18 protein-coding genes are annotated in these 21874 nt (G+C 41.4%); 9 read left to right on the top strand and 9 right to left on the bottom strand.

Going from position 1 to position 21874, the window contains the following annotated elements:
* Nucleotides 1-119: 119 nt before the first annotated feature.
* The 6 genes from FC093_RS14175 to FC093_RS14150 all read right to left on the bottom strand — a co-directional run bounded on the left by FC093_RS14175 (nucleotide 120) and on the right by FC093_RS14150 (nucleotide 7033).
* Complete coding sequence (locus FC093_RS14175) at nucleotides 120-1160, bottom strand: adenylate/guanylate cyclase domain-containing protein (protein ID WP_137262454.1); 1041 nt, start codon at nucleotides 1158-1160, stop codon at nucleotides 120-122.
* Entirely contained in the window at nucleotides 1160-1546 is a 387-nt protein-coding gene (locus FC093_RS14170) for a response regulator (protein WP_137262453.1), read from the bottom strand. Before FC093_RS14170 ends, FC093_RS14175 begins: the two co-directional genes overlap by 1 nt.
* 41 nt (nucleotides 1547-1587) lie before the next feature.
* Entirely contained in the window at nucleotides 1588-3807 is a 2220-nt protein-coding gene (locus FC093_RS14165) for a tetratricopeptide repeat-containing sensor histidine kinase (protein ID WP_170971091.1), read from the bottom strand.
* A gap of 62 nt (nucleotides 3808-3869) precedes the next feature.
* On the bottom strand, nucleotides 3870-5507 hold the full coding sequence (locus FC093_RS14160; protein ID WP_137262451.1) for a sensor histidine kinase: 1638 nt from the start codon (nucleotides 5505-5507) through the stop codon (nucleotides 3870-3872).
* 40 nt (nucleotides 5508-5547) lie between these two features.
* Nucleotides 5548-5982 (bottom strand): hypothetical protein, encoded by a 435-nt coding sequence (locus FC093_RS14155; protein WP_137262450.1) that lies wholly within the window; start codon nucleotides 5980-5982, stop codon nucleotides 5548-5550.
* A 34-nt stretch (nucleotides 5983-6016) separates the two neighbouring features.
* Complete coding sequence (locus FC093_RS14150; RefSeq protein ID WP_137262449.1) at nucleotides 6017-7033, bottom strand: hypothetical protein; 1017 nt, start codon at nucleotides 7031-7033, stop codon at nucleotides 6017-6019.
* Nucleotides 7034-7355: 322 nt separating this feature from the next.
* On the opposite strand from FC093_RS14150, the gene FC093_RS14145 reads away from it, so the two are divergent.
* The 4 genes from FC093_RS14145 (at nucleotide 7356) to FC093_RS14130 (ending at nucleotide 10464) form a co-directional block, all read left to right on the top strand.
* Nucleotides 7356-8117, top strand: coding sequence for a LiaF transmembrane domain-containing protein (locus tag FC093_RS14145; protein WP_137262448.1), 762 nt, complete (start codon nucleotides 7356-7358; stop codon nucleotides 8115-8117).
* A gap of 185 nt (nucleotides 8118-8302) precedes the next feature.
* Nucleotides 8303-8662, top strand: a complete 360-nt coding sequence (locus FC093_RS14140; protein WP_137262447.1) for a DUF4288 domain-containing protein — start codon at nucleotides 8303-8305, stop codon at nucleotides 8660-8662.
* Between the two features lie 17 nt (nucleotides 8663-8679).
* Nucleotides 8680-9711: a sensor histidine kinase gene (locus FC093_RS14135; RefSeq protein ID WP_206106576.1), complete on the top strand. Its 1032-nt coding sequence runs from the start codon at nucleotides 8680-8682 to the stop codon at nucleotides 9709-9711.
* Nucleotides 9712-9723: 12 nt separating this feature from the next.
* Nucleotides 9724-10464 carry a LytR/AlgR family response regulator transcription factor gene (locus tag FC093_RS14130; RefSeq protein ID WP_240743308.1) on the top strand — a complete coding sequence of 247 codons (741 nt, stop codon included), beginning with the start codon at nucleotides 9724-9726 and terminating at the stop codon, nucleotides 10462-10464.
* Between the two features lie 97 nt (nucleotides 10465-10561).
* Here the strand turns inward: FC093_RS14130 and FC093_RS14125 are convergent, their stop codons facing one another.
* Nucleotides 10562-11215: a DUF6766 family protein gene (locus tag FC093_RS14125; protein ID WP_137262445.1), complete on the bottom strand. Its 654-nt coding sequence runs from the start codon at nucleotides 11213-11215 to the stop codon at nucleotides 10562-10564.
* Between the two features lie 105 nt (nucleotides 11216-11320).
* Here FC093_RS14125 and FC093_RS14120 point away from each other — a divergent pair, with 105 nt between their 5' ends.
* Both FC093_RS14120 and rnhA read left to right on the top strand, forming a co-directional pair.
* Nucleotides 11321-12139, top strand: a complete 819-nt coding sequence (locus FC093_RS14120) for a PhzF family phenazine biosynthesis protein (RefSeq protein WP_137262444.1) — start codon at nucleotides 11321-11323, stop codon at nucleotides 12137-12139.
* 143 nt (nucleotides 12140-12282) lie between these two features.
* Complete coding sequence (gene rnhA, locus FC093_RS14115) at nucleotides 12283-12762, top strand: ribonuclease HI (RefSeq protein ID WP_137262443.1); 480 nt, start codon at nucleotides 12283-12285, stop codon at nucleotides 12760-12762.
* 164 nt (nucleotides 12763-12926) lie between these two features.
* On the opposite strand, the gene FC093_RS14110 is transcribed toward rnhA, so the two are convergent.
* Both FC093_RS14110 and manA read right to left on the bottom strand, forming a co-directional pair.
* Nucleotides 12927-13496, bottom strand: coding sequence for a DUF6580 family putative transport protein (locus tag FC093_RS14110; protein WP_137262442.1), 570 nt, complete (start codon nucleotides 13494-13496; stop codon nucleotides 12927-12929).
* A gap of 23 nt (nucleotides 13497-13519) precedes the next feature.
* Nucleotides 13520-14743: a mannose-6-phosphate isomerase, class I gene (gene manA / locus FC093_RS14105; RefSeq protein ID WP_137262441.1), complete on the bottom strand. Its 1224-nt coding sequence runs from the start codon at nucleotides 14741-14743 to the stop codon at nucleotides 13520-13522.
* A 26-nt stretch (nucleotides 14744-14769) separates the two neighbouring features.
* Between manA and FC093_RS14100 the strand changes: the two genes are divergently transcribed.
* From FC093_RS14100 to FC093_RS14090, 3 genes are all read left to right on the top strand, one after another.
* A complete protein-coding gene (locus tag FC093_RS14100; RefSeq protein WP_137262440.1) occupies nucleotides 14770-15123 on the top strand; it encodes a YraN family protein in 354 nt (117 codons plus the stop codon).
* 436 nt (nucleotides 15124-15559) lie between these two features.
* Entirely contained in the window at nucleotides 15560-20113 is a 4554-nt protein-coding gene (gltB, locus tag FC093_RS14095) for a glutamate synthase large subunit (protein WP_137262439.1), read from the top strand.
* Between the two features lie 135 nt (nucleotides 20114-20248).
* Nucleotides 20249-21751: a glutamate synthase subunit beta gene (locus FC093_RS14090; protein WP_137262438.1), complete on the top strand. Its 1503-nt coding sequence runs from the start codon at nucleotides 20249-20251 to the stop codon at nucleotides 21749-21751.
* Nucleotides 21752-21874 lie beyond the last annotated feature (123 nt).

The following is a 21874-nucleotide window of genomic DNA, read 5'->3' as shown; positions in this document are numbered from 1 at the left end:
GGTTGAGCACAGACTGCTTCCTGCTTCGTTCCTCGTAGTCGCAGTGACGATATTGCTTTACTCCCAAACATAAAATGCTTGTTTAGAACACTGGTGATTTGTATCTTAAGCCTTGTTTCTTAATCCAATACTTCATAAATCACAGCTGGATAGGATTTATTTTTTAAGGCCACTTCTCCTATCTTTTCACAACGGAAAGACTCTTTAATTTGCTCATACGCTTTTTCGGAAATAACAATTTGTCCTGCTTTGGCATTACTCTGTAACCGTTGAGCGGTATTCACTACATCACCAATCACGGTATAATCCAGGCGGCGGAGGTTGGCAGAACCGATGTTGCCTGAAATTAATTCACCACTGTTGATGCCGATAGATACTTGTGGGGTAAAGTTGAGTCCGGTAGTTTCTTTTGGCAGTTTGTCTATTCGTGAGCGTACAGCAAGGCTCGCTTCAATAGCCCGGTCGAGGTGATAATCGCCGCGAAAAACAGCCATGATAGCATCGCCTATAAATTTGTCCACATAGCCATTCTGCGCAATGATTTGTTCAACCATTACATCAAAATATTTGTTGAGCATTTTTACTACTTTATCTGCCGACTCGGTTTCGGTAATGGCAGTAAAGCCGCAAATGTCGAAAAAAGCAACGGTGGCTTCTAACGTTTCATTTACCATCAACGAATTTTCAAACTCCTTACGGTCCATAAAGTTCAGCACCGCTTCATCCACGTACATGCGCAGGATGTTGTTTTCTTTGATGGCCTTCAGGGTTTCTTTTAGCTGGCTTACATGCTGTATCGTTTTATTTAAGGTTACTTCAAGGTCATCAAAGTTCACAGGCTTGCACACAAAGTCAAATGCACCGCGGTTCATAGCCGTGCGTATATTATCCATATCGCCGTAGGCAGATACAATGACGGCTTTGGTAAGCGGACTAATTTCGTTGAGTTTTGTAAGCAATGTAAGTCCATCCATTTCAGGCATATTTATATCGCTGAACACTACATCAACATCAGAATTTTCTGCCAGCTTTTTTAGTGCGTCCACGCCATTTACGGCAAATACAAATTCGTATTGCCTTTCTCTTATCTGCCTTCGGAACTTTTGTTTTATCAATATTTCCAGGTCAGTCTCATCATCTACCACCAATATCTTTGACATTAGTTTAAAAGGTTTAATTTTTCTTTCAAGATAGTAAAGTCGAGTGGCTTGGTTAAAAAATCGTCGGCGCCCAGGTTTACGGCAGTCTGATAGTTTTCGTTATCACCATAGGCAGTAATCATCATCACCACGGGTGGCGGTTCTTTATGTTCCTGCTTTATTTTTTTTAGCAGTTCAAGTCCGCTCATACCCGGCATATTTATATCAGAAAGAATTAATACTGCCTCGTGTTCGTGTTGATTAAGATAACGCAATGCTTCTTCCCCCGAATATGCAAATACAAAGTTTACCAGTCCGCTACGAATTTCTTTGCGAAAGCGTTGTTCAAACAATATACGAACATCCTGCTCGTCATCTACTACCAATATTTTTTTAGTGTTACTCATAAGGTGAGAGGAAGCATTTACAATGTGTAAATTAGTATAATTTATGCAGGCAAAGTAATAATAAACTCAGCATATTCTCCTTCCTGCGATTGTACTGTTAATGTGCCGCCATGTTCTTTGGTAATAATATCGTAGCTTAATGATAATCCCAGTCCAGTGCCTTCGCCAGTAGGCTTGGTAGTAAAAAAAGGCTGGAAAATTTTACTTACATGTTCGTCCGAAATGCCATTGCCATTATCTCTCACGCTTATCGCTACTGCGTTTTCCAGCTTTCTTGTACTTACTGCAACAAGCGGCTCGTAACTGGCGGTGCTTAGCTGTTTTTGCTTTTGCCGAACAGCATAGAATGCATTTGTAAATAAGTTCAGGAACGCACGTCCTACATCTTGCGGAACAACATTTATTTTAACTGCACTTTTATCAAAGTCGGTTTGCAGTGCCGTTGTAAATAATTTGTCTTTAGCCCGCAAGCCATGATAACTGAGGCGCAGGTATTCATCAGCTAAAGCATTGATGTCGGTGAGTTCTTTTTGCCCGGTGCTCTTGCGGCTGTGCTGCAGCATACCTTTTACAATAGCATCGGCACGCTTGCCATGATGTAGTATTTTCTGCAGGTTTTGTCTTACTTCAGCAGAAATGGATCTGGCTTCCTGTGTATTGCCGGCGTTTATTTGTTCTTCCATTTCTTCCAGCAGTTCCTGGCTTACTTCCGAAAAGTTATTAACGAAGTTTAACGGATTTTGTATTTCGTGTGCAATGCCTGCTGTCAGTTCACCTAAGGAAGCCATTTTTTCACTTTGAATCAACTGTGTTTGTGTGGCTTTGAGTTCGGTAAGAGTTTTTTCCAGTTTGCCTTTTTGATGTTGCAATAATACGTTAGCCTTTTGTTTATTACGGTAAGCCACTACTGCCCCAATAATCAATACTACTGTACAGCCCAGACCAATTATCAATGCCAGCTGTCTTGCATGGGCTATAGCGTTTTGTTTGTCCTGTTCTGCTTTGATTGCCTGTTCTTTTTTTGCAAAATCATAGTTCATGCTTAATTCGGTAGCTTTGCGTATGTTCTCCCTGCTTCTTATGGAATCACTGATGTGGGTGGCAGTTTTAAATGCTGCTAACGCTTTTTTATATAAGCCCTGCTGTTCATAACAGGCTGATAAATCGCTGTAAGCCGAGCCTATCTGCTCATCAAACATATCAGCATCTTTTAACGCAGCAAATCCTTTTTCATAATACTGAATTGCCTGTTGATATTGCTGTTGCACTTTTTTTATAAACCCCATATCAGACATTGTCTGAAAAACAGTCATCGGGGTGCCTGCAGAATCTGCTATAGCAATAGATTGCATTGACATCTTTTCTGCCTCTTTAAAGTTTTTTTGGTATGCCAATGCTTTGGCTGCTCTTGAAAGGGATGAAGCAACAATGGCATCATCACCCAACTGCCTGCCCAATAGTACTGCTTTGGTGGCGTTGTCATACATTTCCTGATATCTTTGAAGCATTTCGTAAGCAGAACTGATATTAGCATAGCCATATAATTCTACATTCTTTATCTGTGCCTGTTGTGCAAGTTGTATTGCTTTCTTATAAAGCGCTTCAGCCCTGGCATAATCATGTACGTTTGAATAACTAATGCCCATATTTAAATTGATATAAGCCTGTGCTGTAATATCATTGCGGCTTTCAGCCAAATGCAAAGCTTTGCTTTGATAAAATAAAGCCTGTTTATAATTGGAAAGCATAGTATAAGAAACAGCAATATTCTGATAGGCGCTGGTCAAATCTTTTTCCCTTCCGTTCCTTTCATCATAATCAACATTTTTTTGGAAAAAAACAATAGAACTATCGTACTTACTTTGCATGCCATAGTACATACCATATCCTCTGTACACTTTATTTAAACCTTCCGAATCTGCGGCTTGCCGGTACAATTGTTCCGCTATTTTGTAATTGTACAGCGCCGGTTCAAACGAACCTTTATAGGTGTATGCAGTTCCTAATATATTGTAAGCCGCTGCTTCGCCTTTTTGATAATGTACCTGCTTTGCTTTTTCTACTGCCATTTTTGCAATGCTGATGGAAGAATCAAGACTGTTTTCGGTATATGCGTTTGCCTTTGCATTTAATAAATTGATGCGTGCAGTATCTGTTTTTGATAGGGCAATCAGGTTGTTGAGGCTGTCAATTTTTTTGTTTTGCGCACGTATATAAAACATAAAAAAAATAAGTGCAAGCGTAAGCAGCAAGTGTTTCATATAAGTATTTTTAACAGTGTGAGATGTAATTTCATAAGCATTTATATCCATTTTAATTATTACTAACCTACAGGCAAAGTAATGATAAACTCGGCGTATTCACCTTCCTGCGATTGTACTGTTAATGTGCCGCCATGCCCTTTGGTAATAATATCGTAGCTTAATGATAATCCCAGTCCAGTGCCTTCGCCGGTAGGCTTAGTAGTGAAAAAAGGCTGGAAAATTTTACTTACATGTTCGGCCGAGATGCCATTACCATTGTCTCTCACGTGTATTTCAATGCCTGTGACGGAAGGGCTGTCGGCGCCAGGTGTAGCAGTAAAAATGTTTTTGGTAGTTACCGTTACAGTAGGTTCGTATGTTTTGCTTTCCGGCTGAACCCGGGCAGATTTATCGGGCGATTGAAGGGCCTTTTTCCTTTTAGTTACAGCATAAAAAGCATTGGTATAAAGATTCAATAAAACACGGCCAATATCTTGCGGAATGACATTTATTTTTTGCAGGTTTTCATCAAAATAGGTTTGTATGGCAGCATTAAATGTTTTGTCTTTAGCCCGCAAGCCATGATAGCTGAGGCGCAGGTATTCATCTGCCAGTTGATTAATGTCGGTGAGTTCTTTTTGTCCGGTGCTCTTGCGGCTGTGCTGCAGCATGCCTTTTACAATAGCATCGGCACGCTTGCCATGATAGTTTATTTTTTGCTGGTTTTGTATCAAGTCATCTGCAATAGTAGTAATACTTTCGTGCAGTTGTGTAGTATCGGCGAGTTGCTGCAACGCTTCTTTCAGTTCCTCAGCCAGCTCTATACTTACTTCCGAAAAGTTGTTGACAAAGTTTAGCGGGTTTTGTATCTCGTGCGCAATGCCTGCTGTCAGTTCGCCTAATGAAGCCATTTTTTCTGATTGAATCAACTGTGCCTGTGTGGCTTTCAGTTCATTCAGTGTATTGCTCAGTGCCGCATTGCTTTCCAATAGGGAACGGTTAGATGTGCGTAGCTCATTTCTTGTTTTGCTGAGGTCGATTACCATTGTGTTAAACGCATTGGTAAGATCGCCAATTTCGTCGTTGCTGTATGCTTGCACACGTTGTGTTAAATCGCCTTCACCCACTTTCCTGGCTGCATTGCGCAGGGCAATTACGGGTTTAGAAATTTTGCGCGACAATAAAAGGCCTATAAACAATCCTATCAAAAAAATAAAAGCACTCACTATTAAGGAGGTGGTTCGGATATTTTTTTTGCTTTGCTCTATTTCTTTTGTAGTAAAACCCAGTACAATTTCTCCACTCATCATTTTATCATTAAAAGGTGCTCTTTTAATAATAATAGAATCGTTATTTGCCGGTGCATACAGGAGAGGTTGTGCATTATCAGGAAAGGTTTTAAAAACCATTTCTTTAATGTCTGGCTTTGTATGTGTTGCATCCCAAACAGTATCTTTTTGTACAAGGCTTACAAATTTAAGCCCCGGGTTTCCCTTTACATATTCCATAGCTGTTTGCACCGCTTTATAATTTTGATCGTCCAGTGCAATCTGTACGCCCAAAGCAACTGTATTTGCCAGGTTTTGTACTTCGTTGTTATAATTTTTATAAAGGAAATTGCCTTGCTGTGCAGGAAAATAAATCAGTGTAAAAAAGGTAAACATCAATACGATGGAAAGTATGGTAAGCCAGATTTTTGTTTTTAAAGTAAAAAACATGCTTTGCTGTTTTTGAAAAAGTCTATTCAATACTATGCTTTTAAAAAGCTCTCTTACCATCAATCAATGTTACCTGCGCATCTGCCGGCAAATCGCTCTGCGCCACAATGCCAATAGCGCCCGGATTGCTGGCTACAAAACTCTCCAGAGCAGCAGCCGACTCAAAGGATACCGGCGAATCTGCCTTGCCCTGAAATACCAGTGCCAGCCAAAATTTATTTACTTCATCGCTGCTCATATTGTACAGTTTATTGCTGATGATTTTTCCCGTTTCTGTGTTGGGCTTCATCAGTGCTATCACCACCTTGGTGCCATTGCGCCAGCGCTGCCGCTCTCCCATAAAAATAGATTTCAGCTCTTCTAAATCTAAAGCTGGCGGAGCACCCTTTTGATTGCTGATAACAGCAAGCTGCCCATCCTGCGACTTTGCAAGATGTGTTACCAGCAGCAAAAGAGCGATCATTATATATTTCATGCTACGTTTAGTTCTGTTGATTAAATGTGTAGGGTTAAAAGCCAATGGCAAACTGCGCGGTCACTTTGTTGATGTCGCCATTATATCTTGAATGTTGATGCATGTATTCCAGCTTGACCACCGTTAAAAAATTGATTTGATAACGGATACCTGCAAGGAAGGCGGTGGTGTTATCTTTATTAAAGTACACTTCATCATCCTGGAAGGCAAGGTTATCTATACGTACATAAGGGATGAGCTTTTCGGTAATGTGATAGCCTGTGTAAACATAGGATGCAAAAGAGCGCGTTGTACCGGTGCTGTCGGTATGGTTCAGTCCCATTGTGCTTTCGGCAAGCAGCTCATACTTTTTACCAAAATAAGCTACAGAGCCTGTGAATAAATGTTGCTTTACTTTCCAGTTTAGCGTGGCAGGATGGTTGTGTACTTCAGCGCCTTTTTGTATCACATCGTGGTAATAACTGGCGCCAATACGCAGCCTGTCCACCGGTTTTATATACACCAAAGCTGTTACCGATTTGCTTTTATCATTGTCCAATACATCCTGCGAGCCAAGCCCGTTACCCACCATCAGATTATAACCAAATTGCAGCTTGCCTAAATCATGACCTTCCAGACTGATACCCGTAGTATGCAACGGAATATAACCCGCATCGAATAGGAGGGGGCGAAAAATAGTAGGAAAGAAAACCCTGCCATGATGATAGGTATCATTCCAGTAATTGATGGGGGTATGATGCTTACCGATGAGCAGGTTGTTGTTGCCTGCATAATTATATTTAATGATTATCCTTTCGATGCTTACATCAAAGCCCGAATGAGACGACGAATCGGGCTTGAAAACAGTTTCGCCTAAAAAAGAAATACGGTCGGTAAGCTGCGAGGTGATAAATAAATCCTGCTCATCAAAACCAAACGACATTTTTTTGTTTTGATAAGTCGTAGTCACATCTCCAAAACCCCTTATATCGGTACGTTGTGCTGCAGCAGTAATGCAAAAAGCAAAAAAGAAAAAAGCAATAGCAATAAGCCTTTTAATGGTGTATAGCATAATGCAGTAGTTATAAAATAAACACGATAGAATTGCCATTTTTAAACCAGTCTTTATCTGCTGCCAACCAACAAACGAAACCCTGATGCAGGATAAATAAAACGTTATAAAAATATAGGAGCGCAGGTAAAAATTGGTTTACTCATAGCGGAATGTGATATATCAAAATTTAGCCTTTCAAATGTATGTATTTCAGCCGGTAAAAAATCATTCACCGATTATTTGTACCCTGTTCGCCGGTAGCTGGCTGTCATTTACCTAAAGGTGCTTTTTGCCATTTTATTACCAGTATAAATTTGTATTACCGAATCAAATTAACACAATGAACAACGAAGATATCAGGGCTACAAATCGTACAAAACGTACCATGCGCCACGAGGGACGTGTATTTACAGGTGCATTCTTGCTGCTTGCCGGCGGCATTTTACTAGCTTCCAAATTGGGAACACCTATACCCGGATGGGTTTTTAGCTGGGAAACATTTCTAATTATATTAGGTCTTTTTATTGGCATCAAACATCGCTTCAGACATCCGTTTTGGCTGATACTTGTTTTTATTGGCAGTGCTTCATTGATAGATGATGCTTTTCCGTTGCTCAATATCCGCACGTATATATGGCCGGTTGCCATTATGATCTTAGGCTTGTTTTTCTTATTGAAACCAAAAAGAATAAGAATGGATAACTGGCAGGATAACGATTATGGCACCCCTGCTGCAGCACCAGCAAGCCTCGATAACTTGATAGATATTACGGCTGTATTTGCCGGTGTAAGAAGGGGAATACTGTCCAAAAACTTTCAGGGTGGCGATATTACTGCTTTTATGGGCGGTGCCGAGATAGATCTTACGCAGGCAGACATACAAGGTACTGTAGTATTGGATGTTACTGCTGTTTTTGGTGGTGTTAAACTGGTTGTTCCGGCAGATTGGGAAGTGCAAAGTCATGCTACTGCTATATTTGGTGGCGTAGAAGATAAGCGCTTTGTTTATCCTGCTTTGCAAAGCGGCAAAGTGCTGGTGCTGGATGGTGTAGCAGTGTTTGGCGGTGTCGAAATCAAAAGCTATCCTATGGCTGCGAAATAGATGTAAGAGGTGAATGGTATGAGTTGTGAGTGATAAATGAGCTATATGTTACTTTTCACCTGCCACTTTATTCTCTCATTCCCTTACTTACAAGTCCACAACTGTTTAGTCACCATTAATAAACGCACACTTAGCCACTTACCCCTATACATAAAAACCATTATTCATTTATAAAAATCATTCCTATGAATTGGTATCTCGTAAAACTTGTTTATCAGATTATTTGCGGTGATGGATTGCATACCGCACAGTTCGATGAGCAATTGCGCATCATAGAGGCAAACGATGATATGCATGCGCTCGTAAAAGCACAACTGCTTGGGCATCGCGAACAGGAAACTTTTTATAACAATAAAGAAAGACTGGTGCAATGGAAATTTATTGATGTAAGTGAAATGAATAAAATAGATAACTTTTTTGACGGTGCCGAATTGTATTCATGCATTAACGAGCAGGATAATGCAGATAGCTACATCAATATCGTTCAAACAAAAGCTGCATACTTACTGGCACAAAGCAGCACGGTTTGTATACATAAAAACTAACACTTTTTTCGCTCTTCATGCTACAAACAAAAAAGTATAAGCTGGCATTTACTGCCTGGTGGCTGTTGTGGTGCATGCTGCATATATACGTATTGTATAATTATTATGCATTCTTTTCAATAGTAATTGTGGATAGTGTAATAACAAACGTGCTTACCAGCGGTGCCTGCCTGCTTATTTACAACAACATGCGCTACTATTTGCCCCGGCGCGAAAAATACTGGTATGTCCTTATAGTAAGTGCCGTGTTAAGTGTGATGTGCACAGGCATTGCCACATTTTTATTGCATTGGCTCTTTCAGCGGAATGAAAGTTATATAGCACTATTGTATGGTTCCTGGCTTATACGGTATTGTGTTGTTTTTTTATTAATAGGTTGCATGAGCATGCTTAGTTTGCTGTGGTATGCACTGCAGGAACAAAACGAGATACAATATAGAAAAACAGCCGCGGAACAAATGTTGAAAGATGCAGAATTGTATAAACTAAGGCACCAGTTGCAGCCACATTTTTTATTCAATAGTTTAAACTCTATCAGTGCGCTTACCATAGTGGATGCAGAAAAAGCAAGAACGATGATTCAGCAGCTATCCGATTTTTTGCGTGGTACTTTAAAGCGGGATGAAGTACAGTTTATTACCTTACAGGAAGAGTTGCAGCATTTGCAGTTGTACCTCGATATAGAAAAGGTTCGCTTTGGTCATCGCCTCGAAGTAAAGGTGGATTATACTGAAGTATCTGCTGAAAAAAAATTACCTGCTTTGCTATTGCAACCTGCTGTTGAAAATGCTATCAAGTTTGGTTTGTATAATACCTTGGATGAAACAGAAATTGTGATAACTGCTACGGCAACAGACAACACGTTGGTAGTGCATATTTCCAATCCTTACGATGAAGAAGATTTGCAAGCTGTAACCGGCACCGGCTTTGGACTGGCATCTATCCGGCGAAGATTGTATTTATTATTTGGCAGGTACGACTTGTTAGAAACCATCAAAGCTGATCAAACGTTTACCGTAAAATTGACCATTCCGCAGCTAAACCTTTAATGTATTTTTATTATGAAAGTTGTAATTATAGATGATGAACCTTTAGCCCGGAGTATTGTAACAGCATACCTGAATGCGTATCCTGTTTTTGAAGTAATAGCGGAATGTAACAATGGTTTCGAAGGAGTGAAAATCATTCAGCAATACAACCCCGATTTGATTTTTTTAGATATACAAATGCCAAAGATTAACGGCTTTGAGATGTTGGAATTGCTGGATGAGCCGCCTGCCGTGATTTTTACAACAGCTTTTGATGAATATGCAATGAAAGCTTTTGAAACGCATGCGATAGATTACTTATTAAAGCCATTCAGCAAAGAACGTTTTGATAAAGCAATCCAGAAATTTATAAGCCAGCACAACGTAGCCGCAAAACAACAACCTGCTAAAGCTTTGCTGGAAACGGTCGCGAGCAGTCCGAACCAGAGCAACAGGGTAGTAGTGAAAGATGGTAATAAAATAAAAATTATTCCCGTTGCACAAATACAATACTTTGAAGCAGCCGATGATTACGTAAAAATCTATACTGCCGAAGGTGACTTTTTAAAAAACAAAACGATGACATCTTTTGAGAAGTTATTGCCTTCGCAACAGTTTGTGCGTATTCATCGTTCTTACATAGTAAATGTGCAACTCATCAGCCGCATTGATGCGTATGAAAAAGAAAGCCATATTATGCAATTAACTACTGGCGCCAAATTACCCGTAAGTAAATCCGGTTATGCCAAGTTGAAAGAAGTGCTAGGTATTTGATGTACGATGTACAAAAAGAGTATTAAGGGTACATCTTTATTCTAACTTATTCGCAATTGGCAATTTGCTACTCGCACGTCCATCATTCACAAAAAATTCATGCCCCGGTTTGACTGTCCGGTGCATCTACCGGTTTTGATTGCGGTGAGCCTTTTTGTCTTAAGAAAATACTCAGTACAACCATGCAAAACACTGATAAAAACTCGCTTTGCCAGTTCTCAAACGACTCAAACCAAAACTGGCTGTTACCTATATAATCTGATGCCTTTGTAACAGGTAGTCCCATTAATATCTGATCGTCATTGTAATTTAAAAGACTGCCATAGAAATGTATGACGAACGATATTAAGAATAGCAAAAAGAAGGTAATACTTAAAGAGTTTTTGTAGAGTGTAAGCACAAAGCCTCCTTTCTTCACCGGCCAAGGTGCATCTTCTTTAGGCTCCGGTTCCTTATCTGTTTCTTCCTCTTTGTCAGGATCTTTCGACTCTGCCGATCCTTTTTGATATAGAGAAACGGATAGCAACACAAAGGCAGCCATTTGCAAAAACTCGCTTTCCCAATTCTCAAAAGTAGCTTCAATAAAATGCCCCGAAGCGAGGTATTCGCTAAGTGTAAAAGGCTTGCCATGCTGGTCCTTTATTTCATCGTTGCGGGCCTTAAAGCCCAGGATAATTTGTGCACTTAATGATAATACAAACAGGAGCAACATGACGATAGATAAGCCGTTGTACTTAAAAAACTGCTTCATTGTGTTGTTTTAAAATGATGGCGTGCTGTTTATTTCTTTTTACAGAAAATAAAGGATGCTATCTTATTCTGCTTTTATTTTGCACCTCTGTTAATATATCAATTTATGCGCCTACCTGTTTATATAGCCGATGCTTTTACGCACAAATTATTCAGCGGTAATCCGGCGGCTGTTTGTCCGCTTACCGATTGGCTGCCAGATGAATTAATGCAACAGATTGCAGCGGAAAATAACTTAAGTGAAACGGTGTTTTTTGTACCGCAACAAGATGGAGCTTTTACTGTCCGCTGGTTTACCCCAACAGTTGAAGTGAAGCTTTGCGGACACGCTACCTTAGCGGCTGCACACATTATGTACACCGAACTTAGTTACGATAAAGAAGAAATTGTTTTTCTCTCTGCCAGTGGAAAACTGGTGGTTACAAAAGTGGGCGAAAATAAATACCAGCTTGACTTTCCGGCGAATACCTGTGAAGAAGTAACGGACATGCCGGAAGGATTGTTTGAAGGTTTAAAAATAGCGCATGCACCTGTTTTTAAAAGCTCCTTCGATTACATGGTGGTCTTACCATCGCAACAGGCGGTGGAAGATTTGCAACCGGCTTTTAGTGAGTTGGCCAAGGTAAAAGCACGTGGTGTTATTTGCACTGCCAAAGGAGAAGCGAGCGATGTGGTGGCGCGTTGTTTTTATCCGCAAAGTGGCATTAATGAAGATCCGGTTACCGGCTCCGCACATACCATTATCATTCCTTATTGGGCAAAACAATTAGGTAAAAACCAATTGAAAAGCACCCAGCTTTCAAAACGCAAAGGTTATCTGGATTGTGAGTTGAGAGGGGAAAGGGTCTTAATGCGTGGCGAAGTGGTAACGTATTTAAAAGGTACTTTTTTTACAGAGGAAAATAAGCCTGTTGTTGCTGAGTAGTGCAAAGTTTTTTAAAAGAAGTGCTGGGTTGCTTTTTATATTTAATGTTGCGACTGCTCATTGCCTTTGTTATTCCGAATTCTGGTACAGCAAAAAATAACGCCGATCTTACATGCACCCGCAGCGAGTTATTAATAAAAAATATGCAGGAAAATAAATTAGTGATCTATACCGATGGTGCGGCAAGAGGCAATCCGGGGCGTGGTGGTTATGGCGTTATTTTGATGTATGGCAACAAACAAAAGGAGTTATCTGCTGGTTATCGCCTTACTACCAACAACCGTATGGAGTTGCTGGCAGTTATTACTGCGTTGGAAGCACTGAAACAAAAACATATTCCCGTTACTATTTATACTGATAGCCAGTATGTAGTAAACAGTATAGAAAAGAAGTGGCTGGACAACTGGATAAAAACAGATTTTAAAGGTGGCAAAAAAAATAAGGATTTATGGATGCGCTTTTATCAGCTGGCTAAAGCTTTTACCATTACTATTAAATGGGTGAAGGGGCATGCAACTAATCCTTACAACAACCGCTGCGATGTATTGGCAACTACTGCAGCAGATGGTAATAATTTATTGATAGATGAATGGTACGAAACGCACGAAGCATCTGCTTTATAACGTAAATGAATCCATTTTGAATCACAGTCCTACCTTCCCGCCATGGCAATGATACATAGGAGCACAAAGACCTCTCATAATGTACGGACTTTGGATAAAGAAAAAGAGAAGCACCCTGCCAACTGGCAGGGTGCTTCTCTTTTTCTTTATGCTTTAAAAGCTGTTTAAGCTAACTGGTTTGATTTATTTGCAATACTTTTTTGTATCAAGTAATATCCACCGAACAATACTATCGAGAAGAACACAGTTGAATACAAACTATTTGGATAAAACGGTAATCCATCGTTATAGCACATCATCAGTCCGCTCAATGTTTTTGGGCGGCTCCATCCTGCACCGGCTGTCCACACCAAAAAGTTGGATATGATAAAATAAACGGTAGGTGCCGCAATGGAAGCCAGCAACACATTCAACACATTTATTTTCTTTACTAAAAAACCAACTGTTGTAAGCAGTCCGAATAAAAGATAATTCTGCCATTGTCCTTCATAAAAGCCCGGCATAACGCTTATGCCTGCATGGTACAATACCTCATACAACACATCACTCAAAAACATAGACAGTAAAGGCGCTGCAAATGCCCATTTTTTGTTGTTTATGAAAATTGCCCCGCCAAAAACAGCCATTGCAATCTGCGGTGCAAAGCCCCATGGACGGCCCGGAATAATACGGTACAATGCGCATACGGCAGTTAATAATACCAGCGCAACAACAATTCGTTTAGTAATCTTCATATCATTAAGTGTTTAAATTTTATTTATTCCGCTTCCGGCACAAATGCCTTATATATCAAAGTATTTTCCTGTGCTGTTACGGTAAATTTATCATTAGGCAATATAGCCACAGCCTGCCCTTTACCTGCCACTATACTTTTACCATCCCATTCAAAATTAGCTATACCTTTTATCAATACCCAAATCTCTAAAGAACTTGCCTTACTTTCTATACTTTCATTTGTGGATAACTCAATTTTTTGAATACCAAAATCAGGCACCGGGCAAGGATAAGCCGTAACAGCAGGGCTTACTTCCTCGCCTTTCATTACGTTGGGCTCAACACCTTTGAAAGCGGTATGTTTTAGCAGCTCCGGTACATCTACGTGCTTGGGCGTGAGTCCGCCACGTAGTACATTGTCACTGTTTGCCATCAACTCTACATTCTGTCCTTCGAGGTAAGCGTGCGGTATGCCTGCCCCCTGAAAGATAGCCTCGCCCTCGTGTACTTCCACAATATTAAAAAAATAAATAGAGAACACGCCACGGTCAATATCATCAATTTGGTCACTGCCTTCAAACAATTTGGCTACCCACCAGCCCGGGTCTGCCTTGGTTAGCTTGCCATTTTTCTTTCTTTCCAATTCCCGCTGCACCAGTGGAAGAAGCATTTCGTTTACCTCCTCCTGAGGCATACTCATTACGTGCTGGTACAACGCCTTGTAATCACCCTCTTTAAATATAGCTTCCAACCCTGCAAATTCTGGTACGGTTTGCAATACATGCAACAATTTTTCTTCGGGTAAAAAACCATGCAGGAGCCAAAAGTCGCTTAATGCCACCATCACTTCGGGCTTATGGTTTTTATCTTTATAATTGCGGTTAGGCGCGCCTAAGGTAATGCCTGCTGCTTCTTCTTCGTGAAAGCCTTTGGCAGCTGCTTCCTTGGTAGGATGTACCTGTATGCTCAGCATATCTTTTACATCCAGTATTTTAAAAAGATATGGTAATTCATTAAAATGCTGGCGCACATGTGTGCTCAGAAACTCTTCCGGGTAATCGTGAATTAATTGGTGTAACGATAACTCGCCATTGCGGGTAACCACCAATGAAGAGGCAGAGGGATGCGCCCCCATCCAATACTCTGCAAAAGGTTGATGCTGCGTATTTCCGGTGCCTAGCCAGTTTGCAATAAAATGGTGACCACCCCATGCGTAGGGTTGCACTTTGCCTCTTAGCAGTAATATTTTATCTTGTACCAGGCTCATAAGTTTGCAATATTAAACAACAACCAATGAACAACAAAGTTACAGGCAATAAAGGAGAAGATATGGCTGTAGATTATTTAATAGCACATGGCTATACCATCCTGCACCGCAACTGGCGCTTTAAGAATTGGGAGGTGGATATTATTGCTAATAAAGGAAAATTCTTGCATTTTATAGAAATAAAAACACGCACTTCTTCAGCCTATGGCAAACCTGAAGAAAGCATCAGTAAGAAAAAAATGGACAACCTGATGAATGCTGCCGAAGAATATCAATACCAAAACCCGCAATGGAATTTTATACAATTTGATGTGCTGGCAATTACATTGCGATACAACGGTCCTGCCGAGTTTTATATGATTGAAGATGTGTATCTATAGTACACGGATGACATTGACTGTAGTACATATTTATTTTGAAGGATTGTATTGATAAACAGCCAATGATTCATCTGATTAACTCGCTTAATACACACCCTTCTCATCCATGCCACTGCTATGTTATCTATGTGCTATGCAAATTCGTGTAAAAAAATTCACGCTTCAGTCTATCCCTCCGGGTGCTATAAAATTCTTCACAATTTAAAAAGTTTACAAATTTTCCAAACAAGGGATTTTTATGCCGTATCATAATTAATATTTTCTAAGTACAGTGCCTTAAAAATGAATAATTTCTATTTTTTGTTTTCCTGATTTTAAATGTATTAACATTTTATTGAAACGATTAAACACCATAAATGATGTTTTTTCATTTTTTTGTCTAATTTTATGCGATTGCCTGCCCTTATAGTAATTAACAATTAAATGTCTTTGATGCATGAATAGAAGCTATTCAGAAAAGCCATTGGCAGGTTTATATGATCCTGCTTTTGAGCATGATGCGTGCGGAATTGGATTTGTTGCCAACATAAAAGGCCATAAATCTCACCAGATTATTTCGGATGCACTGACCGTGTTGGAGAACATGGGGCACCGTGGTGCCTGCGGTTGCGAGAGCAATACCGGCGATGGTGCGGGCATTATGCTTCAGATGCCGCACGAGTTTTTTTTCGATGAATGTTTAAAACTCGGTGTTCACCTGCCCTCTTATGGTAAGTATGGGGTAGGTGTTATTTTTTTTCCAAAAGAAATACGACTGCGCGAAGAATGCCGTGAGAGCTTTAACCGTGCTGCTGAGACGCTGGGGCTGGAGGTGCTTACCTATCGCCGTGTGCCGGTAAATCCTGATGGAATTGGTTTTACAGCATTAAGCGTGGAGCCGGAAATGGAGCAGGTGTTTATTGCCTGTCCTGACCATATTACTGACCCTGAGGCATTTGAGCGCAAGTTATTTGTGCTGCGCAATTATGCTACACATACCATTCAGGATACAGTGCGTAAAGGCGCCACTGCTTTTTACATAGCTTCACTTTCTTACAAAACAGTTTCGTATAAGGGACAACTCACCTCCGAGCAGGTGCGTGGTTATTTCACCGATTTAAATAATAAACGGGTAGTATCAGCTTTCGGGTTGGTGCATTCACGTTTTGCTACCAATACTTTTCCTTCCTGGAACCTGGCACAGCCATTCCGCTATATAGCACACAATGGCGAAATCAATACGCTGCAAGGCAATCTGAATTGGCTGAAGACCAATGAAAAAGGCTTTATTTCTTCTTACTTCAGTAAAGAAGAATTAGACATGCTGTTGCCTATCATTTTTGAAGGACAATCCGATTCTGCTTGTCTGGACAATATGATAGAATTGCTCACTTTATGTGGTCGCTCTTTGCCACACGTAATGATGATGCTGATACCGGAAGCATGGGACGGTAACACGCAAATGGACCCGCTTAAACAGGCATTTTATGAATATCATGCCTGCCTGATGGAGCCTTGGGATGGACCAGCTTCTATTTCATTTACCAATGGTAAAATAATAGGTGCCACACTGGATAGAAACGGTCTGCGCCCGTCGCGCTACTGCGTAACACACGATGATCGTGTAATTATGGCTTCCGAAACTGGCGTATTGCCAATAGATCCCACCTTGGTAAAAGAGTTTGGGCGCCTGCAGCCGGGAAAAATGTTTGTGGTGGATATGGAGCAAGGCAGAATCATTAGTGATGATGAATTAAAACATACTATATGTTCACAAAAGCCGTATGGCGATTGGCTGAATAAATATAAAATCAAACTGGAAGAACTGCCGGAGCCACGCGTACAGTTTACGCATCTGGAACATGACCAGATTTTCAAATACCAGAAAGCATTTGGTTATTCTATTGAAGATTTGGAGACTATTATTACCCCAATGGCTGCCGATGGCAAAGAGCCGATTGGCTCTATGGGTACCGATGTACCGCTGGCGGTATTAAGCGATCAGCCGCAACATTTAAGCAGCTATTTCAAACAGTTGTTTGCACAGGTTACCAATCCACCCATTGACCCGATTCGTGAACGTATGGTAATGTCGCTGGCTACATTTGTAGGTAATAATGGCAACCTGCTGGAAGAAGATCCGCTTACCTGCCATTCCGTTGCACTCAAGCATCCCATCTTAAATAATCATGAGCTTGAAAAACTGCGTAGTATAGATACCGGCATTTTCCAGGCAAAAACTTTACAAACATATTTCCGGGCAGATGGAAAAACCGGTTCCCTAAAAGCTGGTATAGACCGCCTTTGCCGCTATGCAGTTGATGCTGTAAATGATGGCTTTGAAGTATTAGTATTATCAGACAGGGCAATAGACAGCGAGCATGCACCTATTCCTTCATTGCTTGCAGTATCTGCAGTGCATCACCACCTTATCCGCAAAGGGTTACGTGGCCGTGTAGGATTGGTAGTAGAAGCCGGCGATGTGTGGGAAGTTCACCATTTTGCCTGCCTGCTTGGTTTTGGCGCTACAGCTATCAATCCTTATCTCGCACTTTCTACTATCCGCGATATAAAATTGAGTGGCAAGCTGCAAACAAACCTGGACGTAGAAACTTTAAAAAAGAACTATGTAAAATCGGTGTGTGATGGTTTGCTGAAGGTATTCTCCAAAATGGGTATTTCTACTTTACAGTCTTACCAGGGTGCGCAGATTTTTGAGATTATTGGTATTAATAAAGATGTGGTAAACCGCTACTTTGCCGGTGCTACTTCGCGCATAGAAGGTATGGGCCTGGATGAAATTGCCAAAGAAGTATTAGCTAAACATTTCTTTGCTTTCCGCAAAAAAGATGTGGACGTCAGCCGCTTGCCCGAAGGTGGTGTTTACCAGTGGAAGCGCAAAGGGGAATTCCACTTGTTTAATCCGCAAACCATTCATCTGTTACAGTATTCTACCAGGATGAATGATTACAATGTATTTAAAAAATACAGTAAGCTGGTAAATGATCAATCGGAAAAAGCAGTAACCCTGCGCAGCCTGTTTGAATTTGCTCCCAATCGTCCCTCTATTTCTATTGATGAAGTAGAACCGGCAGAAAACATTTACAAGCGTTTTGCCACCGGAGCTATGAGCTTCGGCTCTATTTCGTGGGAAGCACATACTACATTGGCCATTGCAATGAACCGTCTCGGTGGTAAAAGCAATACCGGCGAAGGTGGCGAAGATGAAATACGTTACCAGCGTTTGCCTAATGGTGATTCTATGCGTTCGGCTATCAAACAGGTAGCTTCTGCACGCTTTGGCGTAACGAGCTATTATTTAACGGAAGCCGATGAATTGCAGATAAAAATGGCGCAAGGCGCAAAGCCGGGAGAAGGTGGACAATTGCCCGGACATAAAGTAGATGATTGGATTGGTAAAACGCGCCACTCTACGCCGGGTGTAGGCTTAATTTCGCCACCACCGCACCACGATATCTATTCTATTGAGGATTTGGCACAGTTAATATTTGATTTGAAAAATGCCAATCGTGCTGCGCGCATCAATGTAAAACTAGTATCTAAAGCTGGCGTAGGTACCATTGCTGCCGGCGTTACCAAGGCAAAAGCAGATGTGGTATTGATTGCCGGTATGGATGGTGGTACCGGTGCATCGCCAATCAGTTCTATTAAGCACGCTGGTTTGCCGTGGGAATTAGGACTGGCAGAAACGCATCAGACACTGGTAAAAAATAAACTGAGGAGCCGTGTAACGGTGCAGGCGGATGGACAAATGAAAACCGGGCGTGATATTGCGATTGCCGCATTGCTCGGTGCTGAAGAATGGGGGGTTGCTACTGCTGCTTTAATAGTAGAAGGTTGTATTATGATGCGCAAGTGTCATCTGAATACATGTCCGGTAGGCGTGGCAACTCAAAATCCTGAACTGCGCAAGCGCTTTACCGGTGATCCGGAGCATGTGGTTAATTTCTTCAGATTTATCACACAGGAATTGCGTGAGATTATGGCTGAACTTGGCTTTAGAACAGTGAATGAAATGATTGGGCAGGTAGATATCCTGAAAATACGCCAGAATGTATCGCACTGGAAATACAGCAAATTGGATTTATCCTCAATTTTATATAAAGATCCGGCATCAGCTCAAACCGGCCTCTACAAAATAGAAGAGCAGGACCACGGCCTGAAAAATGTATTGGACTGGCGTTTCCTGGAAGCGGCAAAGCCCGCTCTGGAAAATGGTGAAGAAGTTACCGCCTCTTTTAAAATAAAAAATACCGACAGAACAGCCGGTACTATACTCTCTAATGAAATTACTAAAATTTATAAGGGAGAAGGTTTACCAGACGATACCATTCACTTTAAACTCACCGGGACAGCCGGACAAAGCTTTGGTGCTTTTAATACTAAAGGTGTAACGCTGGAACTGGAGGGTGGTGCCAACGATTACTTTGGTAAAGGTTTAAGCGGTGCTAAACTAATTGTATATCCTTCTAAGCAAGCTACGTTTGTGCCGGAAGAAAATATCATTATTGGCAATGTAGCTTTTTACGGCGCTACCTCCGGCGAAGCTTATATAAGAGGTAAAGCCGGTGAGCGTTTTTGCGTGCGCAACTCAGGTGCACAAGTGGTAGTTGAAGGTGTGGGTGATCATGGTTGCGAGTACATGACTGGTGGTACCGTTGTAATACTTGGCGCTATGGGACGCAACTTTGCAGCGGGCATGAGCGGTGGTATTGCCTTTGTGTACGATGTGACTGGTCAGTTTGATACCCTGTGCAACAAAGAAATGGTGAACCTCGAATCGCTGACAGAAGAAGATACTCAGCAATTGCAGGAGATGATTAGTAAACATTATACTTACACTGGCAGCACAATAGCCAACTTTATTCTGAGCGATTTTGATAACCAGTTGCAGCATTTTGTAAAGGTTTTCCCAACCGATTACAAGAAGGCATTGGAAGAAAAAAGGAAAAAAATGCTGGCGGAAATGGGTGAAGAACTGAAAGATTAAGGCTGTAAAAGGCAGGTATCAAGCTGCAAGGTGAGCATGAGATTACAAGGGGTAAAAATTAAGTAACAAGTTGAAAGCCTTGTTTTGTACAAACTTTATAAACATTTTGCGAAGCGCAAAAATCAACGTTGATACATGGGTAAAATAACAGGTTTTTTAGAATTTACCAGAGAATTACCGGCAAAGCGCCCGGTAGATGAGCGTATAAACGATTACCGGGAATTTATAGAATTGTTCCCGGCAGAGAAGCTGAATCAGCAAGCCTCGCGCTGTATGGATTGTGGTGTACCGTTTTGCCATCATGGTTGTCCGCTCGGCAATATTATTCCGGAGTTTAACGACGCCGTGTATCGCAAAAACTGGCAAGAAGCTTACGAAATACTAAGCTTAACGAATAACTTTCCGGAGTTTACCGGACGCATTTGCCCGGCGCCCTGCGAAAGTGCTTGCGTACTGGGCATCAATCAACCACCGATTACCATCGAAGAAATTGAGAAGCATATTATTGAAATCGCTTTCAGCAAAGGCTTGGTAAAAGCCCGCAAGCCCAATGTGCGTACCGGAAAAAAGATTGCAATAGTAGGTTCTGGTCCTGCGGGACTGGCAGCAGCAGCACAATTGAACCATGCGGGGCATACAGTGACCGTTTACGAAAGGGACGATGCTGCTGGTGGTTTACTTCGCTATGGTATTCCTGATTTCAAGCTGGAAAAATGGGTGATTGACCGCCGTGTTGCGCTCCTGGAAGAAGAGGGCGTGATATTTAAATACAATGCGCATGTAGGGGTAAATGTAAGTGTGAATGATTTGCTGCGCGAAAACCATGCGATTATATTAGCCGGCGGCTCTACTGTACCCCGCAATTTGCCGGTAACCGGCAGGGATGCTAAAGGCGTTTATTTTGCAATGGAATTTTTGAAACAGCAGAATAAAAGGGTGGCTGGCAGAAATCCGTTGGGCGATGCGCCCTCAGAGAGCAATTTGATTAAGGAAGATTTATCCGCCAAAGGCAAACACGTAATTGTGATTGGCGGCGGCGATACAGGCAGCGACTGCGTGGGTACATCCAACCGGCAAGGTGCCCTCTCGGTTACACAATTTGAGCTGATGCCCCAACCGCCACATAGCCGTACACAATATATGCCTTGGCCAACTTACCCAATGCTGTTGAAAACCACATCTTCGCACGAGGAAGGTGCCAACAGGCATTGGGCAATTGCTACCAAGGCATTTTTACGGGACGAGAAAGGCAATCTGCAGGCTTTAAAAGTAGTGGACTTAGAATGGAAAATAGCGGAAGACGGTCGTCCGGCACAGTTTGTAGAAGTACCGGGCAGCGAAAGAGAAATGCCTTGCCAGTTGGCACTGCTGGCAATGGGTTTTACAGGCCCACAACAAAAAGGTATGTTGGAGCAATTAGAAGTAGAACTGGATGAAAGAGGTAATGTAAAAGCAACTGAAAAGGATTATCAAACCAGCATTCCTAAGATATTTTCCTGTGGTGACATGCGCCGGGGACAATCATTGGTAGTTTGGGCAATCAGCGAAGGCAGGGAATGTGCACGCAGAGCAGATGAATTTTTAATGGGTTATTCATTGCTGGAAAGCAAAGAAAAAAGTATTTTGGTAGCACAGTAATATTAAATTACTATACATATTGTAAAAAGGCAGCCTTAAGGCTGCCTTTTTTATTGCTTGCAGTTTGTAAAAAAAGGATATAAAAATTTGGACTTCGAAACAAAAGTATAGGAAGATATAACC

This window comes from Ilyomonas limi, assembly GCF_005233845.1.
Lineage (GTDB): Bacteria > Bacteroidota > Bacteroidia > Chitinophagales > Chitinophagaceae > Ilyomonas > Ilyomonas limi.
This window is presented reverse-complemented; position numbering and strand designations above follow the sequence as displayed.